Here is a 23937-nt window from a genome sequence, read left to right as displayed (position 1 = left end):
AGGCTGGCGGAGGCACTCGTGCAGGGCCGCCCGAACAAAACTATGCCGGTTTACGGGGCTGAATCACGAGTCCCCAACCATGCCGATATTCGTGAAAATAAAACCGCAGGTAGACGAGCCGTCATTTTGCAGAAAACGTGGGTATGGATGGGGGCCCTGAGTTTAGCCCCGTAATCCGGCATGGTTTTGAAATGGCATTAAATCGATAACGGCCATTTTGCTATGCCGGGGCGGTCGGTCGTCGGATAATTACCCTCGCAGGTAGGCGATGGCGATCTGCGTGCGGTTACGCAGGCCCATTTTGGCAAGGATTGAGCTGATGTGGTTGCGCACGGTGCCTTCGCCCATGTAGGCGGTGGCGGCAATCTCCTTGTTGTCGAGGCCGCGGGCGATGAGCTCTGTGACTTCGAACTCGCGGTCGGTCAGGCTGGCAAAGGCAGCGGGCCGGCGAGGCGTGTCGGCCTCGGACCCCGCCCCATCAAAGTCGATATCCTCGATCGCCTTGCCCTCGAGTACGCGTTTGCCGTCCATGACCTGCGCCAACGCTGGAGGAATGGCGGCGACATCGGTTTTAATCAGATAGCCGCGGGCGCCCAGTTTAAGCGCCGACACAATGTACTCGTCATCCGAGAATGTCGTCAGAAACACCACGTGCGCCGTGGGGTCGCGCTCAAGGATTTCGCGTGCCGCCGAAAGGCCGTCGCGTCCCGGCATCTGAATGTCGAGCAGCGCGATATCGGGTGCGTGCTCGGCGTAAAGCGCCACCGCATCGTTGCCGTTGGCACCGGTGTCCACCACTTCGATCTGCGGCTGGGCGCCCAGGATAATCTTGAGCGAATCGACCACCAAGCGGTCGTCGTCGACAACGATGAGCCTCATCAGCCCTCATCTCCTTGCTGTTTGGGAACGGTGGCAAACACGCGCCAGCCGGGGGAGCCGGCACGCGGGCCGGCGGAGAAGGTGCCGCCAAGCGCCTCGATGCGCTCGCGCATGGAGGCAAGCCCCATGCCCTCCGCGGCGCCGCGGCTGCTTGCTTGGACCCCGCCCGCGCCATCGTCGGTAACGATGAGCTGGTAAAACGACGGATGCTCCATGCATCGTACAGTGACGGTCTGGGCGCAAGCGTGGCGCATGGTGTTGGAGAGCGCCTCGCGCAGGACCGCCGCAAAGCAGTTGGCGACGTTTGCGGGCGCATGCTCGGTCATAACTTCAAGCTTAATCTGCGGACCGCCGTCCGAGCGCGCGCCTTCAACGATGCGCTCGAGCTGCACGGAAAGCTCGACGGCGTTGTCGTTGAGCGCGTGGACGCTGGTGCGCACAAGCTGGAGCGCCTCGTCAACCGTGCGTTTGACGTCGGCGAAATCGGCGGCAACCCCGGGCTCGTCGGCGTGGACCACGCGTAGGGCTTCGGCCTGCAGTGAAGCGCGCGTGAGCTGGTGCCCGACGTTATCGTGGATCTCGCGCGCGATGCGGGCGCGTTCGGCGAGCGTCGCGAGCTCGACTTCGTAGTCCTGGCGGTCGGCGAGGTCGCGGTTGCGCGCTTCGAGCGCGAGGGCTCGTTCTTGCAGCCCGTCGCGGGTACGGCGCATGCGCTGTTGCTCGCGCTCCAGCTGGGCGGTACGTAGCGATAGCAAGGTGGCGGCAACCGAAAGGATGGCGGTCAGCAGGAGCGTTCGGGTGGTGAGCGCGCCGCCGCGAAGGTCCGCGACGAGTGCAAAGACAAAGGTGGCGCCAATGCCCAGCGCGACCCAGGCGTGCTCACGGCGCACCCGCCGCGCGATGTCATAGAGGGCGAGAGGCGCAAACGGCACAAACGGCGGCACGAAGACAGCCGCGATGATGTAAGCGTAACTTGCGGCCTCGCATATGCGGCGCGTACGTTCCTCCTGTGTGACCTCGGCCAGCGAGGTGGCAATAACGCCAAGGCAAAACGCCGCGACCAGATGAGCGTCCACGGCAAGACCCATGGCGGCCGCAATACAGCACGCCAGCACGATCGATTTGTCGAATAGCCTGTTCATACGGGTATTGTACGCGATGCCGCGCATGGGGGAGGCGCCACCCGGAGCAATCGTGACATTCCTCCCACGCGCCGGGGCGGTCGCGTCGGCGGGCCGCGCGACCAAGCTCCGCACTCGTGACAAAGCTCACTGGTGCGCGCCGTCCGCTCCTGCGATGATGCAATCGTACCGGGCCACGACCAACAGAAGGGCCGCCTCATGACAGACATCGTCCACGTCGAAAACCTCGTCAAGCGCTATGACGATCTTATCGCGCTCGACCACTTTAACCTGAGCATCGCCCCCGGCGAGATCTTTGGCCTGCTGGGTCCCAACGGCTCGGGCAAGACCACGTCCATCAACTGTATCCTGCAGCTGCTTGCCTACGACAAAGGCACCATCGAGCTCTTTGGCGAGCCCATGACGCCCGCTCGCTACGACCTCAAGCGCCGCATCGGCGTGGTGCCGCAACAGGTGGCGGTGTTCGACGAGCTCACCGTGCGCGAGAACATCGACTATTTCTGCAGCCTTTACGTTAGCGACCGCAAGCGCCGCCGCGCGCTGGTGGACGAGGCGATCGACTTTGTCGGCTTGGGCGACTTTACCAAGTTTCGCCCCGGCAAGCTCTCGGGCGGCCTGGCGCGTCGCCTCAACATCGCCTGCGGCATCGCGCACAAGCCCGAGCTCATCTTCTTTGACGAGCCCACGGTGGCGGTCGACCCGCAGAGTCGCAACGCCATCCTGGAGGGCATCTGCCGCCTGCGCGACGAGGGCGCCACGGTGGTGTATACCAGCCATTATATGGAGGAAGTCGAGCAGATCTGCAGCCGCATCATGATCATGGACGGCGGGCGCGTGCTGGCGCAGGGCACCAACGACGAACTCAAGCGCATGATTCAGATGGGCGAGAAGATCGTGATCGAGGTCGGCGAGGTGCCGAGCGCGGCGCTCGGTGCCGTCGCGAGCCTGCCGCATGTCCTGGACCTGTCGGCGACGGCGGGCCAGCTCACGTTTTCGTGCGAGGCGAGCCCGCATAACCTGACGGACATTCTCGATGCGCTGCGCTCGCATGACGTGGCGCTTGGCCGCATTTATTCCGAGCCGCCGACCCTCAACGACGTGTTCCTCGAGATCACCGGCCGCGAGCTGCGCGACTAGGGGGCAGCCATGTTCAACACCATTATCATTACGGTCAAGACGCTGCTGCGCCGACCGAGTACGTGGGTCTGGGGCGCTCTCTTTCCCATCGCGCTTTCCACGATGTTCATGTTTATGTTTGCGAATCTGAGCTCCGACGGCACGGTCGACCCGGTGCCGGTTGCCGTCATAGCGGACGAGGCCTGGGACGCCTCGACCTTTAAGGACGTGGCGACGTCGCTTGCCCAGGAAGGCGACGACCGGCTGCTCGAGATCCACGAGTGCGATGACGCAGCCGATGCGAACCGTGCGCTTAAGGCCGGCGAGGTCGCGGGCATCTATACGGTCGACGATGCGGGCACGCCCAAGCTCACGCTGCTATCGAGCTACGACAGCTCGCGTGCCTCATCGGTGCTCACCGACCGCAGCATCCTGGAGACGGTGGCAAGCTCGTATACGCAAAATGCCGAGCTCATGCGCCAGATTTCCCAGGACAACCCGGCGGCGCTCGCCGACCCGGAGGCGGTTGCGCGCGCCCTGTCGCTCGAGGGCGGCACCCGCCGCGTAAGCCTGACACGCACCACGCCCGATGGCACGGTCATCTACTACTACGCGCTCTTTGGTCTGGTGGCGATGATGTCTGCCGAGTTTGCCGCCTTGAGCGTCGTCGATTTGCAGCCCAATCTGTCGGGCCTTGGGGCGCGCCGCTGCGTGGGCGGTCTTTCCAAGACGGCGTTGCTGGCCGGTATCTTTGTGGGCTCGTGGCTGGTCTCCTTTGCCTCGATGACGATCGCGATCGGCTACGTGCGCCTGGTGGTCGGCTTCGACTTTGGCGGGCGCGAGGGGCTGTGTTTGGTGGGCGGCGCCGCTTCCGCGCTTGCCGCCACGGGCTTGGGACTCTTTGTGGGCACGCTGCCCGTTAAGGGCGGCAAGGCGTCCAAGTCGGGCATCCTCACGGGCTTTGCCACCACGTGCGCCCTGTTCGCCGGCCTCTACGGCGAGCCGGCGATGGCGCTTGCCGACGACGTCGCCCGCGCCTGCCCGGCCGAGTGCTGGCTCAACCCCGTCAAGCTCATCTGCGACATGTTCAACCGCCTGTATTTCTTTGAGGACCTGGGCCCCTTTGTCGTTCGCGCCGGCGCACTGGTCCTTATGGCGCTGCTGTTCGTTGCCGCCGCCACGCTGATCTTTGGAAGGAGCCGCTATGAGCACCTTTAAGACCGCACTTCGCATGGCGCTCGCGCACCCGTTCTACCTGCTTATCTACACGGTGTTCATTTCGCTGATGGGTGTGTTTATCGCGGCATCGGTGAGCTGGAACTCGTCGCAGCTCACCGAGTACAAGCCCTACGATGCCAACGTGATCGTGGTCGACCGCGACGACAGCGACCTTTCGCGTGCGCTTACCAAGCATCTGGGTTCGCGTTTTGAGCTGGTCACGGGCATCGGCGACGATACGTACGACCTTGCGGACGCGCTCTCCAAGAGCAACAGCGCCAAGGGCAGCGCCGACTGCGTGTTCTTTATCCCGGAGGAGTTTGAGGACGACCTCGTTGCGGCTGCCCGCGCGGGGGAGGCCCTGCCCAAGCTCGACGTGACCTACGGTTCCGGCACCATGGCGGCGGCGCTTTCGTCTGCCGAGGCCTCGCGCTGGATCTCGCTCGCGGGCGCTGCGGCGGCGCTTGAGCCCGCTGCTTCTAACGGCGACGTTGCCAAGGCCGCCGAGCATGCCGCTGCAAAGCGCGCGGAGGTCCAGATCGAGCAGGTCAAGGTCGACTCGACGGCTGCCGCCACGCTCGAGTCGTATTTCAACTTTGGCGCGTACGCGATTATCTCGTCGGTCATCGTATCGGTGGGGTTGGTGTTCTCGGGCATGAACGAGCCCGAGCGCGTGCGTCGTATGGATGCCGGCCCGGTCTCCGAGCGCCAGCGCTCGCTTGCCGTGTTCGCGGCTGCCGCAGTGCTCACCGTCTGCATCTGGTTTGTGTCGAGCATGATGGGCGTCGTGGGCTTTGCCGGCGCGGTTGCCGAGGTCGGCGTGGGTCGTGTGTGCCTGGCGCTGGCGGCGACGTTTGCCCTGGCGTGCACGCCTCTGGCCGTTGGCTTTGCCCTTTCGAGCCTGGGTGCGCGTGAGGAGCTGCTCAACGGTGTGGGCAACCTGCTCGGCATGCTCATGACGTTTTTGGGCGGCGCTTGGATGCCGCTGTCGCTCATGGGCTCGGCCGTGCAGACGGTGGCGCACTTTGTGCCGACGTATTGGGTGAACGACGCGATCGGCAAGGCGCTTGCTTCGGACCTGACGTCTGCCGTGTTGGGCGACATCGCCTGCGACCTGGGCGTCACCGTGCTCTTCGCCGCCGCCATTGCCGCCGTAGGCCTGGCTCTCGCACGCGCCAAATCCCGCGCCTAGTCTGAAATAAATCCTAGGCCTCGCCCCAAAATAGTTCGCCAAGGTTTACTATTACGTTCATAAAGTAGTACGAGGCTAACAATGGGGGGATACCATGGCAACGCAGGAAGCCTATGTCCAGGTCAAGGATCTCAAAAAGCACTACGGCGACGGTGATGCGCGCCTGACGGTACTCGATGGCATCGACACGTCCATCAATCGCGGCGAGATCTGCGTCATGCTGGGACCCTCGGGCTCGGGCAAGTCGACCTTTCTCAACCTGATCGGCGGCCTGGAGGATGCCGACGGCGGCTCCATCATGGTGGACGGCTGCGACCTCACGGTGCTCAAGCCTGCCGACCTGGGCGAGTATCGCCGCCGTGAGCTGGGCTTTGTCTTCCAGTTCTACAACCTGGTGCCCGACCTCACCATCAAGGAGAACATCGAGGTCACGGCGCACCTGTCCAAAAACCCGCTCAATGTCGACAACCTGCTGCGTTCGCTGGGCCTTTACGAGCACCGCAACAAGTTCCCGCGCCAGGTCTCGGGCGGCCAACAGCAGCGCTGCGCCATCGGCCGTGCGCTCGTCAAAAACCCGGGCCTGCTGCTGTGCGACGAGCCCACGGGCGCGCTTGACTATAAGACGTCCAAGGAAATCTTGCAGCTCATGGAGGATGTCAACCGCACCTACGGCTGCACCATCATCATTGTCACCCACAATGCCGCCATCGCGCGCATGGCCAATCGCGTGCTGCGCCTGCGCGACGGGCACATCGTCGAGGATGAGCTCAACGAGTCGCCCGTCGCGGCCGCCGAACTCGATTGGTAGGCGGCGCCATGACACCTCTCGCAAAACGTCTCCCGCGCGAGCTGCGCCGCAATATCGGCAAGTACCTGGGCATCTTTTTGCTTATGTGCGGAAGCATCGCTCTCACCTCGGGCTTTTTGCTCGCAGCGCATTCCATCGGCTGCCTTATCGACGACATGCGCGATGCGTACACGATTGAGGACGGCCGCGTGACCACCTCCTTCGAGGTCACCAAAGACCAGCTCAAGGCCGCCGAGGACGCGGCCGACGACGTCGGCGGCGTCACGCTCTACAAGAATTTTTCCATCGACGCCATCATCAAAAAGACCGCCGGCGACGACGGCACCAAGCGCACGCTGCGCACCTATGCGCACCGCACCAAGGTCGATATCGCGTCCTACTGTGAGGGCAGGGAACCCAAGGCGGACGACGAGGTGGCCATCGACCGTGTCTTTGCCACCAATAACAACCTGTCCGTGGGCGATAAGGTCGAGCTTGAGGGCCGCACCTATACCATCTGCGGCATCATGACCCAGCCCGATAGCCAGGCGCTGTTCCTCAACAATTCGGACTTTACGGTGAACACCATCACCTATGGCGTGGCCGAGGTCACCGACGCCGGCTTTGCCGCGCTCGAGGATGCCGGCGGCGCGCCTGCCTACACCTACTCCTTTACCTTTACCGATCGCGACCTCCCCACCGCGGATCGCATCGATGCGGAGCAGGATATGGTCGAGGCGCTGACCGATGCCGATGCGCGCGTGGACGATCTGGTCGATGCCGATTCCAATCAGGGCATTGGCTATGCGCGCGATGACGTGGACGGCGACTCCATGATGTGGATGACGCTGCTCGACATCATCATCGTGATCATGGCGTTTGTCTTTGTGGTCCTTACCGACGCCACCATCGAGGAGGAGAGCGCCATCATCGGCACGCTGCTCGCCAGCGGCTATCGTCGACGCGAGATCGTGCTGCACTACCTTGCGCTTCCCGCCATCGTGGGCGTGGTCGCGGCGCTTTTGGGCACTGCGCTCGGCGTTGTGTTCTTTACCGAGCCCATGCGCAGCCTCTATTACGGTTCGTATAGCCTGCCGCCCTTCCAGGTGTACTGGAGCTGGGAGATCTTTGTGAAGTGCGCCGTGGTTCCCGCCGCCGCGCTCATCCTCATCACGCTGGTGGGCCTGCTTCGCAAGATGGGCAAGACGCCGTTGCAGTTCCTTCGTCACGAGGCGAGCGGCAAATCGGGCACCAAGCGCGGCTTGCAGCTGCCGGAGCGCATGGGTTTTGTTTCCCGCTTCCGCCTGCGTATCTTCCTGCGCAACCTGGGCAACTTCGCCACACTCTTCGTGGGCATTGCGTTTGCGTCGCTGCTGCTGCTCTTTGGCCTGGCGATTCTGCCCACGATGACGCACTATGCGGACAACCTCGAGACAGGCCTGGTCGCCGAGCACCAGTACACGCTCAAGGCGCCGCTGGAGCTCGAGGGCACTGCCGAGGAGCGCGAGCAGTGGTCGGCACTCGAGCACTTGCAGTCGGTTGACGGCGCACTGCTTTCTGCCGCCCAGGATGCCGATGACGAGCTTGACGACGCGGCCGATGCTGCGCAGGCGGCAGCCGATGCCGCGACCGCATCTCCGTCTGCCGAGAGCCTGACCGCAGCGCAGGATGCGCTTGCCAAGGTCCAGGACAAGAAGGGTGCGCTCTACGCGCGCCTCGATGACCTTGCCGATGCCCTCGGCTGCGACCGCGACGAGGCTATCGACCTGATTGACAAGGCCTCTAAGATCGACACTGACAACGATGATATCCACCCGGTCAACACGACCGACAACGGCGCGGGCGCAATCGCACAGGCCGAGAAATATGCCGTTTACCAGCTGCAATACGACCGCGGCGATGGTAATGGCGAGGAGACGATTTCCGTCTACGGCATCTCGCCCGATTCGCGCTATTGGAAAGATCTCAACGTCGGCGATGGGCGCGTTGTCTTTGGCGGCGGTCTGCTCGATAAGTTTGGCTGGAGCGAGGGTCAGAAGGTCACGCTCAGCGACAAGTACGAGGGCGAGCATTATTCCCTTGAGTACGCGGGCAAGGACTGTGCCTGGGGCTCCAAGTCGGACATGAATATCTATATGAGTATCGACGACTTTAACGAGCTGTTCGGCAACGACGCCGCCTACTTTAACGGCTATGTGAGCGACGAGAAGCTCGACCTCGATGCTCGTTACTTTGCCGGCGACACCACGCCCGACGACATGCGGGCCGTGGGCGACCAGTTCATCGGCATGATGAGCAAAATGATCGGAATGATGATCGGGCTCGCGGTGTTTATCTTCCTGCTGTTTATGTACCTGCTGACCAAGGCGGTGATCGACCACAGCGCCCGTTCGATCAGCTACATGAAAGTCTTTGGCTATCGCGATAGCGAGATCTCGCATCTGTACATCCGCTCGATCACGCTGTGCGTGGCGGCGTCGCTCGTGCTGAGCCTGCCCGTGATCATTAGTTCGCTCACGGCCATCTTCCGCTCGATGCTGCTCGCCTACAACGGCAATATCGAGATCTATGTGCCCGCTTGGTCTATGGCTGCATGCGTTGGCATTGGCTTCGCGACCTACCTGGTCGTGGCGCTGCTGCACACGCGCTCCATCAAGCGTGTGAGCCTGGCCGAAGCTCTCAAGGTGCAGGAGTAGTCATCGGGGACAGTCTTTGCCGATTCGCCGGTTCGCCGGCCGTGCTGGCAAGGACTGTCCCCAGCTGCCGGCAGGAAAGGAACGTCCCTGGCTGTCAGGTGGCGAGGCACTCATTTAAGTCCGTCCCCAATGAGTGGTTTCAGTCATTTAAGTCTGTCCCCAATGACTAGGTGCCGTACTTGACTTTAACTCTGCTTTAACTGGTACCATCCTCTATGTCTGTAACGCCATATAGACCGAGGGGATATATCTATGACCGCAACTACACCCGCAGCACCCGCCAAGGTGTACTTCACCAACCTGCGCACGCATGCTCGTGAGAGCCAGCTCGACAAGCTCAAGCGCCTCATCCGTCACGCCGGTATCGAGCAGATCGACTTTGAGAACAAGTTCGTCGCCATCAAGATTCACTTTGGCGAGCTGGGCAACCTGAGCTTTTTGCGCCCCAACTACGCCCGCGCCGTCGTGGATGTCGTGAAGGAGCTGGGCGGCAAGCCCTTCCTCACTGACTGCAATACGCTCTATGTCGGTAGCCGCAAAAACGCGCTCGAGCACATCGACACCGCCTACCAGAACGGCTTTACCCCGTATGCCACGGGTTGCCAGATCATCATCGCCGACGGCCTCAAAGGCACCGACGAGGCGCTCGTCCCGGTCGAGGGCGGAGAGTACGTGCACGAGGCTAAGATCGGTCAGGCGCTCATGGATGCCGATATCGTGATTAGCCTCACCCACTTTAAGGGCCATGAGCAGGCCGGCTTTGGCGGTGCCATGAAGAACCTGGGCATGGGAGGCGGCAGCCGTGCCGGCAAGATGGAGCAGCATGCCGCCGGCAAGCCGAACGTCGCGACCGAGCACTGCATTGGCTGCCATGCCTGCGAAAAGATCTGCGCGCACAACGCCATCTCGTTTGACGACATCCGCGAGCGCGAGCTTGCCAACGGTAACACCCGCACGGTTCACGTCGCCGCTATCGACCACGATCGCTGCGTGGGCTGCGGCCGCTGCATTGCGGCATGCAACCAGGACTGTATCAAGCCCGGCTATGACGCTGCGGCCGACGTGCTCAACTGCAAGATCGCCGAGTACACCAAGGCCGTCGTCGACGGCCGCCCGAGCTTCCATATCTCGCTTGCCATGGATATCAGCCCCAACTGCGATTGCCATCCCGAAAACGACACGCCTATCGTCAACGACATCGGCATGTTTGCGAGCTTCGACCCGGTCGCCATCGACCAGGCCTGCGCCGATGCCGTCATGGCATCCGAGCCGCTGCCCAACACCGAGCTTACCGATAGTGCTGCCAAGATGGAGCACAATCACGAGCATCTGGAGGGCGAGCAGGCCAAGGACCCCTTCTGCATCACGCATCCCGACACCGACTGGCGCGCGTGCATCGCGCATGCCGAGAAGATCGGCCTGGGCACGAGCAAGTACGAGCTCATCGAGGTCAAGTAGCGCCTAGCTATTGGACAAATCAAGCGCCTTTGTAGCGTAAGCTGAGCAAAAGCCGCCCGTGAGCACAGTGCCCACGGGCGGCTTTTTGGAAGTGCTAGGGGGTTAGATAGACCAGTAAACCGTACTATTTGCCTAAAAATACTCGTCGAGGAAGTCGTCGACCGTATTCCAGTAAAGCTCTGGGTCAACTTGCGCACTCTTGGCGTGGGTGGCGCCATGGATAGTGAGCTTTTGCTTGACCTTGCTGGCGCACGCGTCGTAGTTTTGGTCGAGCATGTCGTACGGTACAAAGGTGTCCTGGTCGCCGTGGATAAACAGCATGGGAACCGTCGCGTGTTTGAGTTGCTCCACACTGCTCGCCTTATGAAAGTCGTAGCCCGCGCGCACGTTGCACACCAAGTTTGCTACATCGAGCAAGGGAAAGCTGGGCAGGCCGAACACGTCCTTGAGCTGCAGGGAAAACTCGTCCCAAACACTCGTATAACCGCAGTCCTCGATAATGCATTTTACGTTTGCAGGCAGAAATTCCCCCGCGACGTTCATAGCGGTTGCTGCACCCATCGATTCGCCAAAGACCAGGATGCGCGCCTGGGGGTCAGCCTGAACGATCCGCCCAATCCATGCAACGACATCGAGCCGCTCGGGCCAGCCCATGCCGATATAGTCGCCGCCGGAGCGCTCGTGGGCGCGGGCGGCGGGTGCGAGTACGTTCATGCCGCGGTCGTGGAATCGCTTGACGTATCGGGCCATACCGATGGGCTCGTTGGTATATCCATGCAGGCAGACGGCGTAGTCGTGCGTGCTCTCCGACGCAGCAAAATACCAGGCGGCAAGCTCGGTCCCGTCGTCCGCGGTGAGGCTGCTGCTCTCGCGGTTCTCTTTAAACCACGCCCGCGCCTCGGTTTCCTCGGCATCCATCTGCTCGCCCTTTTCGGCGTCCTTGCCGTCCTGCATCATCTTCATGGTGTAGGACGCTTGGGGATTCAGGGCAAAGTCGAACAAGAAGTTGCCGGCAAACCCCAGCAGCGCGATAACGAGCACCAGCGCAACGACGCCAGCTATCTTGAGCTTTCGATGGGAACGTGCGTTTTGAGACATAAGAAGCTTTCCTATAAGATGTTAATACATCAACATTTAATGCAAGCGCATTATGGACGTTCGCCGTTGATGCGTCAACAGACAAAGAATGGGTAAACAAAGGGTCACGTATGGTGCAAATTTCGCACGTACCTAGACGCTTTGATATAGTGTTGAGAACTCTTTACGTTGGAGGATGTAACCGGCATGTCCGATTCGAGCGACAGTTCTAAGCCGCGACCCAAGATCGCGGCCGTTCCACACTACACGGTGGGTGAGGAGATCATGAACTCCGTCACCCATGGTGTCGGCTGCCTGCTGGGTATCGCGGGCCTGGTGCTCCTGATCGTATTCGCTGCCCTGCGCGGCGGAGGCCCGGCCCACATGGCCGCGGCAATTGTCTATGGCGTCAGCATTATCCTCGAATACCTAGCCTCCACGCTCTACCACGCGATTCAGCCCGCGCGCGCCAAGCGCGTGTTTCGCATCATCGACCACAGCTGCATCTACCTGCTCATAGCCGGCAGCTATACGCCGTTTTGCCTCATCACGCTCGCAAACGACGGCGGCGCTGTGCTGTTCTTTGCCGTATGGGCCATCGCCATCATCGGCATCGCCCTCGAGTGCTTCCTACGCGAGCGCCAGCCGCATTGGGTAAGCGGCCTGGTCTATCTGCTGATGGGCTGGCTCGTCGTCTTTAAGCTGCCCGAGCTCGTGTCGCTGCTCAACCCCGTGGCACTCGCCCTGCTCGCCGTCGGCGGCGTGTGCTACACCGTGGGCGTGCCGTTCTATATCGCCAAAAACGTGCGCTACCTGCACAGCGTGTTCCACCTGTGGGTACTCGCCGGCAGCATCTTCCAGTTCATGGCGGTGATCCTCTTCGTAATCTAGCGATCGCGCCTGCGCCCGCGGGCCCGTCCGGGTGCCCGCCTGGTGCAACTGCCCTATCCGCCATCAACGTTTTGACCTGACGTCCCGAATCTTGGAGGTTCGAGAAACTCCCGATGGACATAACCATCTCCCTTATCACCACCCTCGTTTTGACCCTCATCAACGGCTACTTCTCTATGTCCGAGATGGCGCTCACCACGGCCAAGCGCGCCGTGCTGGAGCACGAGGCCGAGGAAGGCGACAAGCGCGCCGAGCGTGCCATTAAGCTAGCTGCCGACTCCGACCAGCTGCTCGCCACCATCCAGGTTGCCATTACGCTCGTGGGCTTCGCCTCGTCCGCCGTCGCCTCGACGAGTCTGTCCGACCCGCTCGCCACGTGGCTCATGAGCTTTGGCATCGCGCCGCTCTCCGCCATCGCGCGCGGCCTGGCGCCGGTCATCATTACCGTCGCGGTCGCCTTCGTATCCATCGTGATCGGCGAGCTCGTCCCCAAGCGCATCGGCCTGGCCAATGCCGAGGGCGTGTCCAAGCAGGTCGTGGGCCCGCTTTCCGTGTTCCAGAAGATCGCCCGTCCGCTCGTGTGGCTGACTGGCGCTTGCTCCGATGGCCTGGCCCGCATCCTGCGCATCAAGAGTGCCGACGACCGCCAGAACGTCTCGGAAGAAGAGATCAAGTACATGGTCTCGGAGCAGGACGACCTGCTCGACGAGGAAAAGCGCATGATCCACGAGATCTTCGACCTGGGCGACACCGTTGCCCGCGAGGTCATGGTGCCGCGCGTGGACACCACCATGTGTGAGGACGACGAGACGGTCGCCGACGTGTTGTCCACCATGCGCCAGACCGGCTTTAGCCGCATCCCCGTCTATCACGAGGATCCCGACAACGTCGCCGGCATTGCGCACATCAAGGACCTGATTCAGCCCGCGCTCGACGGCAAGGGCGACCAGCCCATCGCCGGTTTTTTGCGCGACGCCACTTTTGTGCCCGACACCAAGGACATCCTGCCGCTGCTGTCCGAGATGCAGACCTCTCACGACCAGATCGTGGTGGTCGTGGACGAGTACGGCGGTACGGCCGGCATTATCACCATCGAGGACATCGTCGAGGAGATCGTCGGCGAGATCGAGGACGAGTTCGACCCCGACAACAAGTATCTCACGCGCCTTTCGCGCCGCGAGTGGCTCGTTGATGGGCGTTTTTCGTGCGATGACGCGATTGAGCTTGGTTGGCCGCTCGAGGAAAGCGATGATTATGAGACCATCGCCGGCTGGATTTTGGAGCTTTGCGACTCGGTGCCCGACATCGGAGAGGTGTTTGAGGTCGCGGGGTACAAGTTTAAAGTGCAGTCGATGCGTGGCCAGCGCATCTCGCTCATTCGCGTGATCGCTCCGGCCGAAACCGATAAGAAGGATTCCGAGTCTTCGGCAGAGAAGCCGGCGGCGTCGGGTGCGGGCTCTGTGGATCCGCACGATGGCGACGAGTAGGGCAAGGAAGAGTAGGGGAGAGTTATGGCAGGCCTGTTCAACATCCTTAAGGTCACCGTCAGCGAGGACAAGATCTGCGCGCATGTGCTGGTGAACCCCGGCATGCCGCTCATGACCTCGGAGGATATCGAGGCCACGGCGCGCGTGTATTACCTGGTGCCGGCGATTGCCAAGCACCTGTGCCTGGGTGATTCCGGTCGCGAGTTCCAGGACTGCATGGGCCAGACCGAGCTCTGCCACCTGCTGGAGCACGTGACGGTTGAGCTCATGAACGAGACCGGGCTTGCCGGCAGCATCTCGTGCGGCCGCACGCGCGTAAGCGAGCACGACGAGCGCGTTTTTGAGGTTGAGCTTTCGTGCCCCGACGACGCGCTGGCCATCGGCGCGCTGTCTTCGGCCACCTTTATGATGGACTGGGCGTACCTGCACGCCGACCAGCCTGCCCCCGACGTGGAGGGCACGGTCGCGGGCCTGCGCAACCTGGTGCTGGGCATGCGCGCCGGGGCCGAGGGCAAGGATCCTCACGAGGCCGTCGCCGCTGCGAACGGCGAAGATGCTGCCGAGGACGAGGGCGCTGACGAGGGCGATGCGCCGGTCGACGCCGAGCCCGTTTCCGATGCGACCGCCGAGCCCGTTCCCACCGAGCCCCAGGGTGTCCCCAACTTTGACGACGAGCCCCAGGTGGCGATTGATACCGAGGGCGCGGTTGCCGAGAACCACGAGGCCTCCGCTGCCGTCTTTGGCGGTGCTGCGACGGTTCCGGCAGGACCTGCGCATGAGGGCAGCCTGCCGCTCGTGGACGGCGCCGGCGAGGACCCGGGTGCCACGGTGGCCATGCCGGCTATGCCTCAGGAGTAGGCCTACGCGTTTATCACCATCACGTACCTGCGCCTTTGCCGTACGCAGATGAGCGGAGCGGCAAGTGATGCGCTGCGGGTATAATGGACAGCATTCAAACGGTGGGCACCGACGTGCCCGCAGGAGAGGAATGATCATGGGTAAGACTTTCAGCTTTGTCTCCGGCGCACTTTTTGGTGCCGCTGCCGGCGCTATTGTCGGCGTTGCTCTGGCCCCGCGCTCGGGCGCCGAGACCCGCGCCATGGCTGCCGATATCGCCAACGACGCCTGGGACAATATGCGCGACACCTACGAGCACAGCGCCGAGGAGGCCCGTGCTGCGGTGAATGACTTTGGCCCGATGGTCGACGCCAAGACCGACGACCTGCGCGCCAAGGTCGACCTGGCCCGCGAGCGCATGGACCAGCTGCGCGAGCAGCTCAACGACGCCATTTCGGGCGGCAACGTGACGCCTGCCGCCGACGTCGTGGTCGAGAACGCCGTCGAGGCTGATACCGAGGCTGCGGAGCCCTCGACCGAGGCATAATGCGCGCCGGGGATTTTGTCGGCGCCAAGATCTATCGCAAGCCTACCGAGGACAAGCGCACCAAAAAGGACGGCACACCGCGCAGCCCTAAAAAGCTCGGAAAGATTCACTTTCCGGTCTTTACCCCGGGCGGTACGCGCGTGGTCGGCTTTATGGTCCGCCAGTCCGATATCGCGGGCATGATCGAGCGTCCCGACCGATTCGTAGCGCTCGACGCCATTGGTGTCTACGAGGGCGCCATTGCGGTCGATGACGTCAAGGACACGTACGATTCCGCCGCCGCTAAGCGCCTCGACATCAACTTGGACGATTGCATCATCTGGGTCGGTATGGACGTGCGCACGGAATCGGGCGACGTCGTGGGCTATTGCTCGGACGTTGAGTTCAAGCCACGCTCGGGCATCGTGCAGGCATTCTATGTGACCGCCGGTGCTGCTTCGAGTGTTTTGGTTGGTGACACGCAGGTGCCGCCGACGATGCTGCGCGGCTACGAGAACGGTGCGATGGTCGTCTCGGACGAGGTCAAGTCGCTCGGGTATTCGGGCGGTGCGGCCGCCAAGGCCGCCGAGGCCAGCGTCGTGGTGGGCGACAAGGTCAAAAAGGGTGCCAAGGTACTCGACGACAAGGGATCGGTTGCCGTGGACAAGGGCAGTCGCGCACTGGGCAAGCAGCTCGGCAAGACGCGCGGCATGTTCAAGGCCTTTAAGGACGAATACCAAAAGGCGAGCGGAGGCTCGTCAAAAGCTACAAAATAGCGACGTACCAAATGATGGGAGGCAAGCCGGAGACCTGTTGCTCCGGCTTGCTGTGTTTATGGGGGAGGGCACATGCACCAAAACGGATCCAACTTAAACGGGCGTTCGGGTGCGCATCCGACAGCGCGCCGCGACCTGGGGCAGCTGCCCAGCGGTCAGCGCCGCCGTCACCGTAAGCCCGGCGCGATGTATCTCAACCATAGCCGCGGCTTTAGCGATCGCAGCGCGCGCATCGGCAACAGCCGCACACCCCGTCGTTCGTCTCGCCTGCCCTATGCGCTGATCGCCGTGGGTTGCGCGCTCGTGCTGTTTATCGCTGCCGTCGTGGGCTACGTCAACCGCAGCGTGGACGTGGAGCTCAACGGCCAGAAGACCGCGGTGCGCGTGGGCTCTACGCTGCAGAATCTCATCGACGAACAGGATTTGACTGACACCTACGACGCAGGCGACCTGCTAGCCGTCGATGACAGCGTGCTCAAGCGCCATGGGGGCGAAAAGCTGTCGGTGAAGGTCGACGGCAAGCGCGTGAAGCAGGGCAAATGGGATAGCCGCGAACTCGAGGGCGGCGAGAAGGTGACGGTCAAGGATGGCCGTAACACTTACGAGAAGCACGAGGTTCAGGCTACGGTTATCGAGCCCAAGCTCAAGGTCGAGGGCACGGGCGCTATCGAGTATGTGCAGACATGGGGTGTCCAGGGCCGATCCGAGGTGTGGGTTGGTGAGCGGTCAGGCAAGACGCAAGACCGCGGCGAGGTTGTGCCCGCCACCGATTGCGTTGTTGCGTGCGCCAGCGTGGCGCCCAAGGGCAACAAAAAGTACGTGGCGCTGACGTTTGACGAGGGTCCGAGCGGCGCCACCAAACAGATCTTGCAGGTGCTCAAGGAAAAGGGCGTCACCGCGACGTTCTTCCTTTCGGGCGATGCGGTCGAGGCCTCGCCTGCCACGGCCAAGGCGATTGTCGATGCCGGGTGCGAGATCGGATCCAACAGCTACAGCGACGATTCGCTCAAGGGTCAGGACCGTGAGGCGGTACGCGAACAGATCACGAAAGGCACCGACGCGATTAAGTCGGCGACCGGCGTGAAGACGATGCTGCTGCGTGCTCCCTACGCTGCCTTTGACGAGCAAAACTGGATTGATGCGATGGACCTGGTCTCCGCCGTGGTCTCGTGGAATATTGACTCGGGCGACTGGCTGCTCAACGGTGCCGACGAGCAGGTCTCGACGGTGCTCGATTCGGTGACGCCGGGCAATATCGTGCTGCTCACCGATAGAGACGAATGCGCCGAGCAGATGCTCGAGGCGCTGCCGCAGATTATCGACGGCCTCATTGCCGACGGCTACAAGATCGTGACGCTCAGCGACCTGGTCAAGACGGACACGTCGCTGAGCAAAAAGCTCACCTCGCTGACGAAGGTCACCATGCCCAAGGACGCCGTGTTCCCCCAGCTTGCCGAGGACGAAGATACCACAGAGTAGTCATTGGGTAGTCATTTAAGAACGTCCCCAATGACTATGTCACGGATGCGTCAGCGTTTGGTATGCCTGCAATGTGCAGCGCATAAATTCGATGCCGCAGGGCGATGCTGATGCTATAGTTACTGCGGTTAATGAGGGTCAAGAGAAAGGTTACAGGTGAAATCCAAACCTCGACCATACAGTCGATGACCCCATGCAGGTGCTTTTTGCGCATGCACGGGGTGTAAGCGTCGAGCGGCGTGCCGCCCGCGCATGCGTATACATATCCAGAAGCCCCCGGACGTCGCACATGCGGCCGCGTCCGGAGGAATAATGATGGGGAGCACCATTGAATTATCTGAGTGAGATGCTCAAATTGCCGGTCTTGGACGTCGATGGAGAAAAGCTCGGCGTGGTGAACGATTTTGGTATTGCTACCGGCGAAGTTTTTCCGCACGTGACGTCGCTCGCGTTCCGCGGTCCCGGCAAGACGCCGTTTATGATCAGCTGGCGCAAATGGGTCGACCGTATCGACGAGACGGGTGTACACCTTAAGACGTCGGCCACCGAAATCCGTTTTTCGTACCTGCAGCCGACCGAACTCTTGCTTGCCCGCGACGTGCTCAACAAGCAGATTGTCGACACGCAGGGCATGAAAGTCGTGCGCGTAAACGACATCAAGTTTTCCATGTCGGGCGAAAATCAGCTGCGCCTGCTGGGCGCCGAAGTGGGCGCCCGCGGTCTGCTACGCGCGATCAGCCCCGCACTCGAGCATATCGTCGAAGGCTTTATGAAGCACCTGGGCAAGCCGCTCAGTGAGGACATCATCGCTTGGTCCTACATGGACCTGCTCGATCGCTCGACCAAGAACATTCAACTCTCGGTGTCGCATAAGACGCTCGGCGAGCTGCACCCTGCCGACATCGCCGACATTATCGAGCAGCTCGACCCGCGCCTGCGTGCGCAGGTGTTTGCACAGCTCGATACTGCCCAGGCCGCCGAGGCCATCTCGGAGTTCGATGACGACGAGCTTATGACCGAGATGCTCGAGGGCCTGTCCGACACGGACGCATCGTCGATGCTGGCCATGATGGACCCGGACGACGCCGCCGACCTGATCGACGAGCTCGATTACGAGAAGGCCGAGAAGCTCCTGCGCCTGATGGGCGTCAAGGAGGAGAAGGCGATTCGTAACCTGCTGGGCTATGAGGACAACACCGCCGGCCGCATCATGACCTCGGAGTTTGTCTCGCTGCCCGCCACGGCGACGGTCGGCGATGCCATCGAGGCGATTCGCAAACTCGATGAGGACTTCGAGAGTGTCTATTACGTCTATACCGAGGATCCGAGCGGCATGCTCACCGGCGTGCTCTCGCTGCGCACGTTGATCGTGGCCGACCGCGATGCCACGCTGGGCCAGCTCGCCTATCGCGACCTGGTCTACGTGTCGCCCGACGAGGACCAGGAAGACGTGACGGACGAGATGACCAAGTACGACCTGGTTGCCATCCCTGTCTGCGACGAGAACCGTCATATCCTGGGCATCGTGACCTTCGACGACGCCATGGACGTTATCGCCGAGGAGCATCAGGAGGACCTGCAGATCGCCGGTGTCGGCTCGGGCGATAGCGCGTCGGACGACTCGACGAACGTGCTCAGCTGGTTTGTGCATCGCCAGTACTGGGTTGTCGTGTGGGGCATTGCCTCGTGCATCATGGCAACGGTGCTGGGGACGGCGCTCGGCTCCGCGCATCTGGTGGTGTTCCCCATGTGCGCCATGCCGCTCGTGCTGCTTGCTGCCTCGCGCATGGTGTCGTTCGTCAAGAACTACTTCTTGGAGTATGACGGTCACGACGACGAGCCCAAGCCGTATCTGGGGTTCTTCTTCCAGAGCACGGGCATGGGCCTGATTCTGTCACTCGTGACCTACCTGTGCGCCCAGCTGGTGCGCACCGCCGCGTTCCCCGATGCGCCCATGTTTGAGGAGCAACTCTTTACCGGGTCCTTTAATATCGCTGCCATCATTTGCCTGGTTGGCAACATGAGCGCCGTGATTTACCTGATGGTGCTGTTCTGGCGTGACGAGCATGACCTCAACACGTCGGGCACCGCCATGAACGTTATTGCCGTCATGATCTCGTGCGTAGCGTACTGCGCCGCTGCGGTGCTGCTCACCATGTCGGTCATTGGCTAGGTGGTCGCGTGCAAAATACCAAGCAAAAGTCGGGCACCAAGCAAAAGTTGACCATCGCGGCCATCTTTGGCGCTATGGGCCCCGGTCTGCTGGCGGCGCTTTCGGGCAATGACGCCGGCGGCATTGCAACGTATTCCAGTGCGGGCGCCAGCTATGGCTACAAGATGCTCTGGATGCTTCCCGTCATGACTGTGCTGCTCATCGTGACGCAGGAGACCGCGGCGCGCTGCGGCTGCGTCACGGGCAAGGGCCTGGCATCGCTCATCCGCGAGCGCTTTGGCGTGCGCAAGAGTGTACTTGCTATGGCGGCGCTGTTGATCGCCAACACGGCTGTGACCATTTCGGAGTTTGCGGGTATCGCCAGCGGCCTTGCTCTCTTTGGCGTGCCGGCGAGCATCTCGGTGCCGTTGGTGGCGCTGCTGGTGTGGATGCTTACCATGTCGGGTAGTTTCCAGCGCATCGAGAAGATTCTGCTGCTGGTAAGCTGCGTCTTCGTGACCTATATTGTCGCCGCGTTTATGGCTGGCCCCAACTGGGGTGAGGTCGCGGTCGACCTGGTCGTGCCTAACATTCAAAATGACCCCAGCTACGTGTCGCTCGTGGTCGCAACGATCGGTACCACCATCGCGCCGTGGATGATTTTCTTGGCGCAGAACAACGTGGTCGACAAGAACGCGGGCGAGGACGATATCGTGCTGCAGCGCATCGATACCGTGAGCGGCTCGCTTGCCGCCGATGTCATTGCCGGCTTTATTATCATCACGACCGGTACGGTGTTGTTCCCGGCGGGCATTCAGATTAGCGATGCTGCCGATGCTGCCCGTGCGCTGGAGCCTATTGCGGGTCAGTGGTCCACGGTACTGTTTGCCTCGGGCCTGGTCGCGGCGAGCTTCTTGGCTGCCTGCGTGCTGCCGGGCGTTACGTCGAGCGCTATCTGCGAGGCATTTGGCTGGGAGCGCGGTGCCGACCGCAGCTGGGACGAGGCCCCGGTCTATCGCGGCATCATTACGGCCATCATCGGTATCTCTGCCGTGCTGGTGCTTATGCCCGGCGTCGATCTGTTCCAGATTATGATGACCTCGCAGGTCATCAATGGCGTGCTACTGCCCGTGGTTCTGGTGTTCCAGGTGGTTATTGCCGCTGACCGTCACATTATGGGCACTAACCGCAACGGCCGCGTGTGGAATGTGCTCACTTGGGCGACTATCGGTGTGATTACGGTGCTCACGGTCGTCATGTTTGTTCTGCAGGCGATGGGTTACAGCGCTTAGCGCCTCTTTTGGACTCCAAACAGGCCGCAGCGATGGGCTGCGGGCTGTTTTTGTCTGCTATAGGGTGTTAGTTATATGGCAGTGGGCAAAAAATGCCAAATATGAGTACTGTTGCTAAGTGAATAGCATTTACATTCAAGAAGATAATAAACATAACCTATAGTATGTTCATTAAAATTGGCTCCAATACGCCTTAAACCAGTCAGGTTGGCTGCTTTAGGGGGTTGTAGGGTTCGCTCGGACGTCATTTTGGGTGGTTTTGCCTGCTACTAAAATGGTAACAGTACTCATATTTGCCCTTTTTTGCCCACAGACCTTTGAGGGTGCGGCGAAAAGGGCTTGTTTTGATTGTTTGGGGCAGGCGCGAGGCGCGGAAACGATGTCTGGAGCGACGGAGCGGCCTGGAATTCATCCGTAGAGGTCTTCATTGGCTGCGCCAGGAGTGTCCCTAGGTACCGGTACATAAGGAACGTCCCTAACTGCCGGAGGGGGCGTCTGCCGTGGCAGACGCCCCCTCCGGATGTGGGAAGTTTGCGCTGCAGGTTACTTGTCGGTGCCCAACTTGTGCGGCTTGAAGGCAAGCGCATTGATGAGTGCGTCGGTGGCAGACTTGACGGCTGCCGGCTGCGGATCGTTGACGTGATCCTCGGGATGCACGGGCAGGTCCTTCTTGACTGCGTCGTGGATCAAGTTGAGGTACTCAGTCACGCCAGTGGTCGATAGGTGCGTGCCATCGCCATCGAACAGGTCGTTGCGGTTGGCGCTGTATCCGTACCAGTCGATAACGCGCACGTTCTTGTAGCGCGTGGCGGCGTTGGCGATGGCCTGGTTGGTAGAGCCAACCCACGGCTGCGGGCTGCGCGTGTTCACAAACACCACAATACGCTTATCTCCCGCATCGGCCATGATGGCGTCGATCTGGTCGTCGGTTACCAAGCCGTTGGTGCCCAGGGCAAAGACCACGATCTTGTCGGCAAGGTTCTGCTGGATATAGCCCTCAAATGTCGCGCGCCCCGCATCAAACTGGCGGCCCTTTTCGGCATCGATATGGCTGTGCGGGAACACGCCGTCAAAGGTGTCTACGGCACGCAGCGACACGGAGTCGCCGATCATAAGCAGATCGTAGGAGCCATCGGGGAAGCCGTCGTTGTCCTTGTCGGTGTCGTCGGCCGCCTGCTGGTCGGTGGGCGCGGTGTTCTTGGCTTCCTTGTTCAGAACTTCGGCGCCCTCGCCGCTCAGCGCAGACGTCTCGGGCACAAAGATCAGGCCGCCCAGTGCAACGACCAACACGACAGCGTAGGCTGCGCAGACAGGGATGTGCGTGCGTGCCCAGTTGGCGGGCGTGGTGGTGCCATCGCGGAATTCGGCGACGGTGCGCCCAAAGGCGCCCTTCCTAAACGGAGTCTCGATAAAGCGATAGCAGCACTCTGCCACGGCGACCACCAACAACACCTGCAAAATGTACTGCCACCACGGCGTATCGTTGATGTTGGCGACCGGGTTCATGAGGAGCAGCAGCGGATAGTGCCACAGGTAGATGCTGTAGGAGCGCTTGCCAACCCACACGAGTGGCTCGGCGGATAGCGCGCGGGCAACCATTCCCTGGGGCTGCACGCAGGCCGCGATGACCATGAGTGTGAGGATCGAGCACAGCAGCGTGCCTCCGCGATACTGGAAGGCGGTGTAGCCGTTGGTGAGCGCGACCATGGCGGCAAGGCCAACCAGACCCACGACGCCCAACACATCGATGGATGCGGGCGAGGACCAAAAACGCACGAGGGCGCTCGGCTGTGCCGGGGCGGTCTCGGCTGCTTCGTCGGCCTTCTCGCCAGGCTTGCCCTCGGCGTTCTTGCCGTGCTTGGCGGCGCCAGCTAGGCGATTGAGCCCCAAACGACGAGCGAGACGCACCGGCGCCAGGTCGCGATCGGGGATAAAGGCCATCCAGGCACCCAGCAGCAGCGAGAACACACGGGTGTCGGTGCCGTAGTACACGCGGCTGGGGTCGGCGGCGGGGTTATAGAGCACCATCATGGCGAGGGCAGATACCGCGGCAAGGCCCAGAACCACGCGGCGCGTGTTGGGTTTGCTCACATGCATGGATACCATGGCAAACAGCAGTGGCGGCCAAATCAGGTAGAACTGTTCCTCGATGGCAAGCGACCAAAAGTGCGTGAGCGGCGAGGGGTCGCCCAGAGCATTGAAGTACGAGACGTTTTGGGCAATCTGCCACCAGTTGTTGAAGAACAACAGCGACGGCAGGATGTCGGGGCGCATCTTGGTGAGCATCACGTGGTTGAAGACGGTGCACAGAGCACAGGTCACCACCACGACGGTCACCACGGCGGGGACCAGGCGACGGATGCGGCGGATCCAGAAGCTCTTGAGGTCGATGCGGCCGGTCTTAGCGACTTCGTTGAGCAGCAAGCGCGTGATCAGATAGCCCGAAAGCACAAAGAAGATCGTGACGCCGAGCAGGCCGCCCTGAGCCCACGTGAGGTTAAGGTGATAGAGCACCACCGCGACGACGGCGAGCGTACGCAGGCCGTCGAGTGCAGGGATGTAGCGGGACTTGGGGCGAGCAGGCGTCTGCTCCGCGGCGGGAGTGTTGGCGCGGCCCGCGTTGTTGGCAGAAGCGCGATGGGGGCTCGTGGTGCGTCGCGGCTCGTTGGCACGGCGTTCGCTCTTCACGCGTTCGTGCGGCGCCGGCTCGTTGCCCGTGCGGCGTCGACCGCGCGAGCCCGATTGCGAGAATTGTTCCATAAAACATCATCCAATGACGAGAATAATCAGCACGTATTCATTGTAGCTGCCTGCTCCTGTGAATGCTTGCTGCTGGCGCAACCTCAAGCGCGCGTCCACATCAAAGTGAACTAAAGTTATAGGGGGTGCGAGAGTGCACGATCGACGGCCGACGGTGGGCATAAGGCCCGCA

At 61.7% G+C, this 23937-nt stretch carries 18 protein-coding genes; 14 read left to right on the top strand and 4 right to left on the bottom strand.

Annotated features, from left to right (window positions below; translation table 11 throughout):
* Positions 1-249: 249 nt before the first annotated feature.
* The gene (locus KTF55_RS02615) at positions 250-879 is read right to left on the bottom strand and encodes a response regulator transcription factor (RefSeq protein WP_217107402.1); all 630 of its coding nucleotides are present in this window, start codon (positions 877-879) and stop codon (positions 250-252) included.
* Positions 879-2021: a sensor histidine kinase gene (locus KTF55_RS02610; protein WP_217107403.1), complete on the bottom strand. Its 1143-nt coding sequence runs from the start codon at positions 2019-2021 to the stop codon at positions 879-881. Before KTF55_RS02610 ends, KTF55_RS02615 begins: the two co-directional genes overlap by 1 nt.
* A 198-nt stretch (positions 2022-2219) precedes the next feature.
* Here KTF55_RS02610 and KTF55_RS02605 point away from each other — a divergent pair, with 198 nt between their 5' ends.
* The 6 genes from KTF55_RS02605 to KTF55_RS02580 all read left to right on the top strand — a co-directional run bounded on the left by KTF55_RS02605 (position 2220) and on the right by KTF55_RS02580 (position 10488).
* On the top strand, positions 2220-3158 hold the full coding sequence (locus KTF55_RS02605) for an ABC transporter ATP-binding protein (protein ID WP_195361864.1): 939 nt from the start codon (positions 2220-2222) through the stop codon (positions 3156-3158).
* A 9-nt stretch (positions 3159-3167) separates the two neighbouring features.
* Complete coding sequence (locus KTF55_RS02600) at positions 3168-4355, top strand: ABC transporter permease (protein ID WP_217107404.1); 1188 nt, start codon at positions 3168-3170, stop codon at positions 4353-4355.
* Entirely contained in the window at positions 4342-5547 is a 1206-nt protein-coding gene (locus KTF55_RS02595) for an ABC transporter permease (RefSeq protein WP_022094549.1), read from the top strand. The genes KTF55_RS02600 and KTF55_RS02595 overlap by 14 nt, the downstream gene beginning before the upstream one ends.
* A 94-nt stretch (positions 5548-5641) precedes the next feature.
* The gene (locus KTF55_RS02590) at positions 5642-6355 is read left to right on the top strand and encodes an ABC transporter ATP-binding protein (protein WP_161144992.1); all 714 of its coding nucleotides are present in this window, start codon (positions 5642-5644) and stop codon (positions 6353-6355) included.
* An 8-nt stretch (positions 6356-6363) separates the two neighbouring features.
* Positions 6364-9030, top strand: coding sequence for an ABC transporter permease (locus KTF55_RS02585; protein ID WP_217107405.1), 2667 nt, complete (start codon positions 6364-6366; stop codon positions 9028-9030).
* A 252-nt stretch (positions 9031-9282) separates the two neighbouring features.
* A complete protein-coding gene (locus tag KTF55_RS02580) occupies positions 9283-10488 on the top strand; it encodes a DUF362 domain-containing protein (protein ID WP_217107406.1) in 1206 nt (401 codons plus the stop codon).
* Between the two features lie 132 nt (positions 10489-10620).
* Here KTF55_RS02580 and KTF55_RS02575 read toward each other — a convergent pair whose 3' ends face one another.
* The gene (locus tag KTF55_RS02575; RefSeq protein ID WP_217107407.1) at positions 10621-11586 is read right to left on the bottom strand and encodes an alpha/beta hydrolase; all 966 of its coding nucleotides are present in this window, start codon (positions 11584-11586) and stop codon (positions 10621-10623) included.
* Between the two features lie 186 nt (positions 11587-11772).
* Here KTF55_RS02575 and KTF55_RS02570 point away from each other — a divergent pair, with 186 nt between their 5' ends.
* The 8 genes from KTF55_RS02570 (at position 11773) to KTF55_RS02535 (ending at position 21005) form a co-directional block, all read left to right on the top strand.
* Positions 11773-12456, top strand: a complete 684-nt coding sequence (locus tag KTF55_RS02570; protein WP_217107408.1) for a hemolysin III family protein — start codon at positions 11773-11775, stop codon at positions 12454-12456.
* A gap of 113 nt (positions 12457-12569) precedes the next feature.
* Entirely contained in the window at positions 12570-13943 is a 1374-nt protein-coding gene (locus KTF55_RS02565) for a hemolysin family protein (RefSeq protein WP_117716175.1), read from the top strand.
* Between the two features lie 24 nt (positions 13944-13967).
* Positions 13968-14801: a hypothetical protein gene (locus KTF55_RS09940; RefSeq protein WP_226790502.1), complete on the top strand. Its 834-nt coding sequence runs from the start codon at positions 13968-13970 to the stop codon at positions 14799-14801.
* Between the two features lie 136 nt (positions 14802-14937).
* Positions 14938-15327, top strand: a complete 390-nt coding sequence (locus KTF55_RS02555; protein WP_035136593.1) for a YtxH domain-containing protein — start codon at positions 14938-14940, stop codon at positions 15325-15327.
* Entirely contained in the window at positions 15327-16082 is a 756-nt protein-coding gene (locus tag KTF55_RS02550) for a PRC-barrel domain containing protein (protein ID WP_117848356.1), read from the top strand. The genes KTF55_RS02555 and KTF55_RS02550 overlap by 1 nt, the downstream gene beginning before the upstream one ends.
* 72 nt (positions 16083-16154) lie before the next feature.
* A complete protein-coding gene (locus tag KTF55_RS02545) occupies positions 16155-17561 on the top strand; it encodes a polysaccharide deacetylase family protein (protein WP_226790501.1) in 1407 nt (468 codons plus the stop codon).
* 328 nt (positions 17562-17889) lie between these two features.
* Positions 17890-19734 (top strand): magnesium transporter, encoded by a 1845-nt coding sequence (locus KTF55_RS02540; RefSeq protein ID WP_217107409.1) that lies wholly within the window; start codon positions 17890-17892, stop codon positions 19732-19734.
* Between the two features lie 74 nt (positions 19735-19808).
* Positions 19809-21005 carry an Nramp family divalent metal transporter gene (locus KTF55_RS02535; RefSeq protein ID WP_117637211.1) on the top strand — a complete coding sequence of 399 codons (1197 nt, stop codon included), beginning with the start codon at positions 19809-19811 and terminating at the stop codon, positions 21003-21005.
* A gap of 543 nt (positions 21006-21548) precedes the next feature.
* Here the strand turns inward: KTF55_RS02535 and KTF55_RS02530 are convergent.
* Complete coding sequence (locus KTF55_RS02530) at positions 21549-23765, bottom strand: acyltransferase family protein (protein WP_217107410.1); 2217 nt, start codon at positions 23763-23765, stop codon at positions 21549-21551.
* Positions 23766-23937 lie beyond the last annotated feature (172 nt).

This window comes from Collinsella sp. MSK.8.10 (assembly GCF_019041915.1).
GTDB lineage: Bacteria > Actinomycetota > Coriobacteriia > Coriobacteriales > Coriobacteriaceae > Collinsella.
Note: the sequence above shows the minus strand (reverse complement) of the source record. Positions and strands in the feature narration are given on the sequence as shown.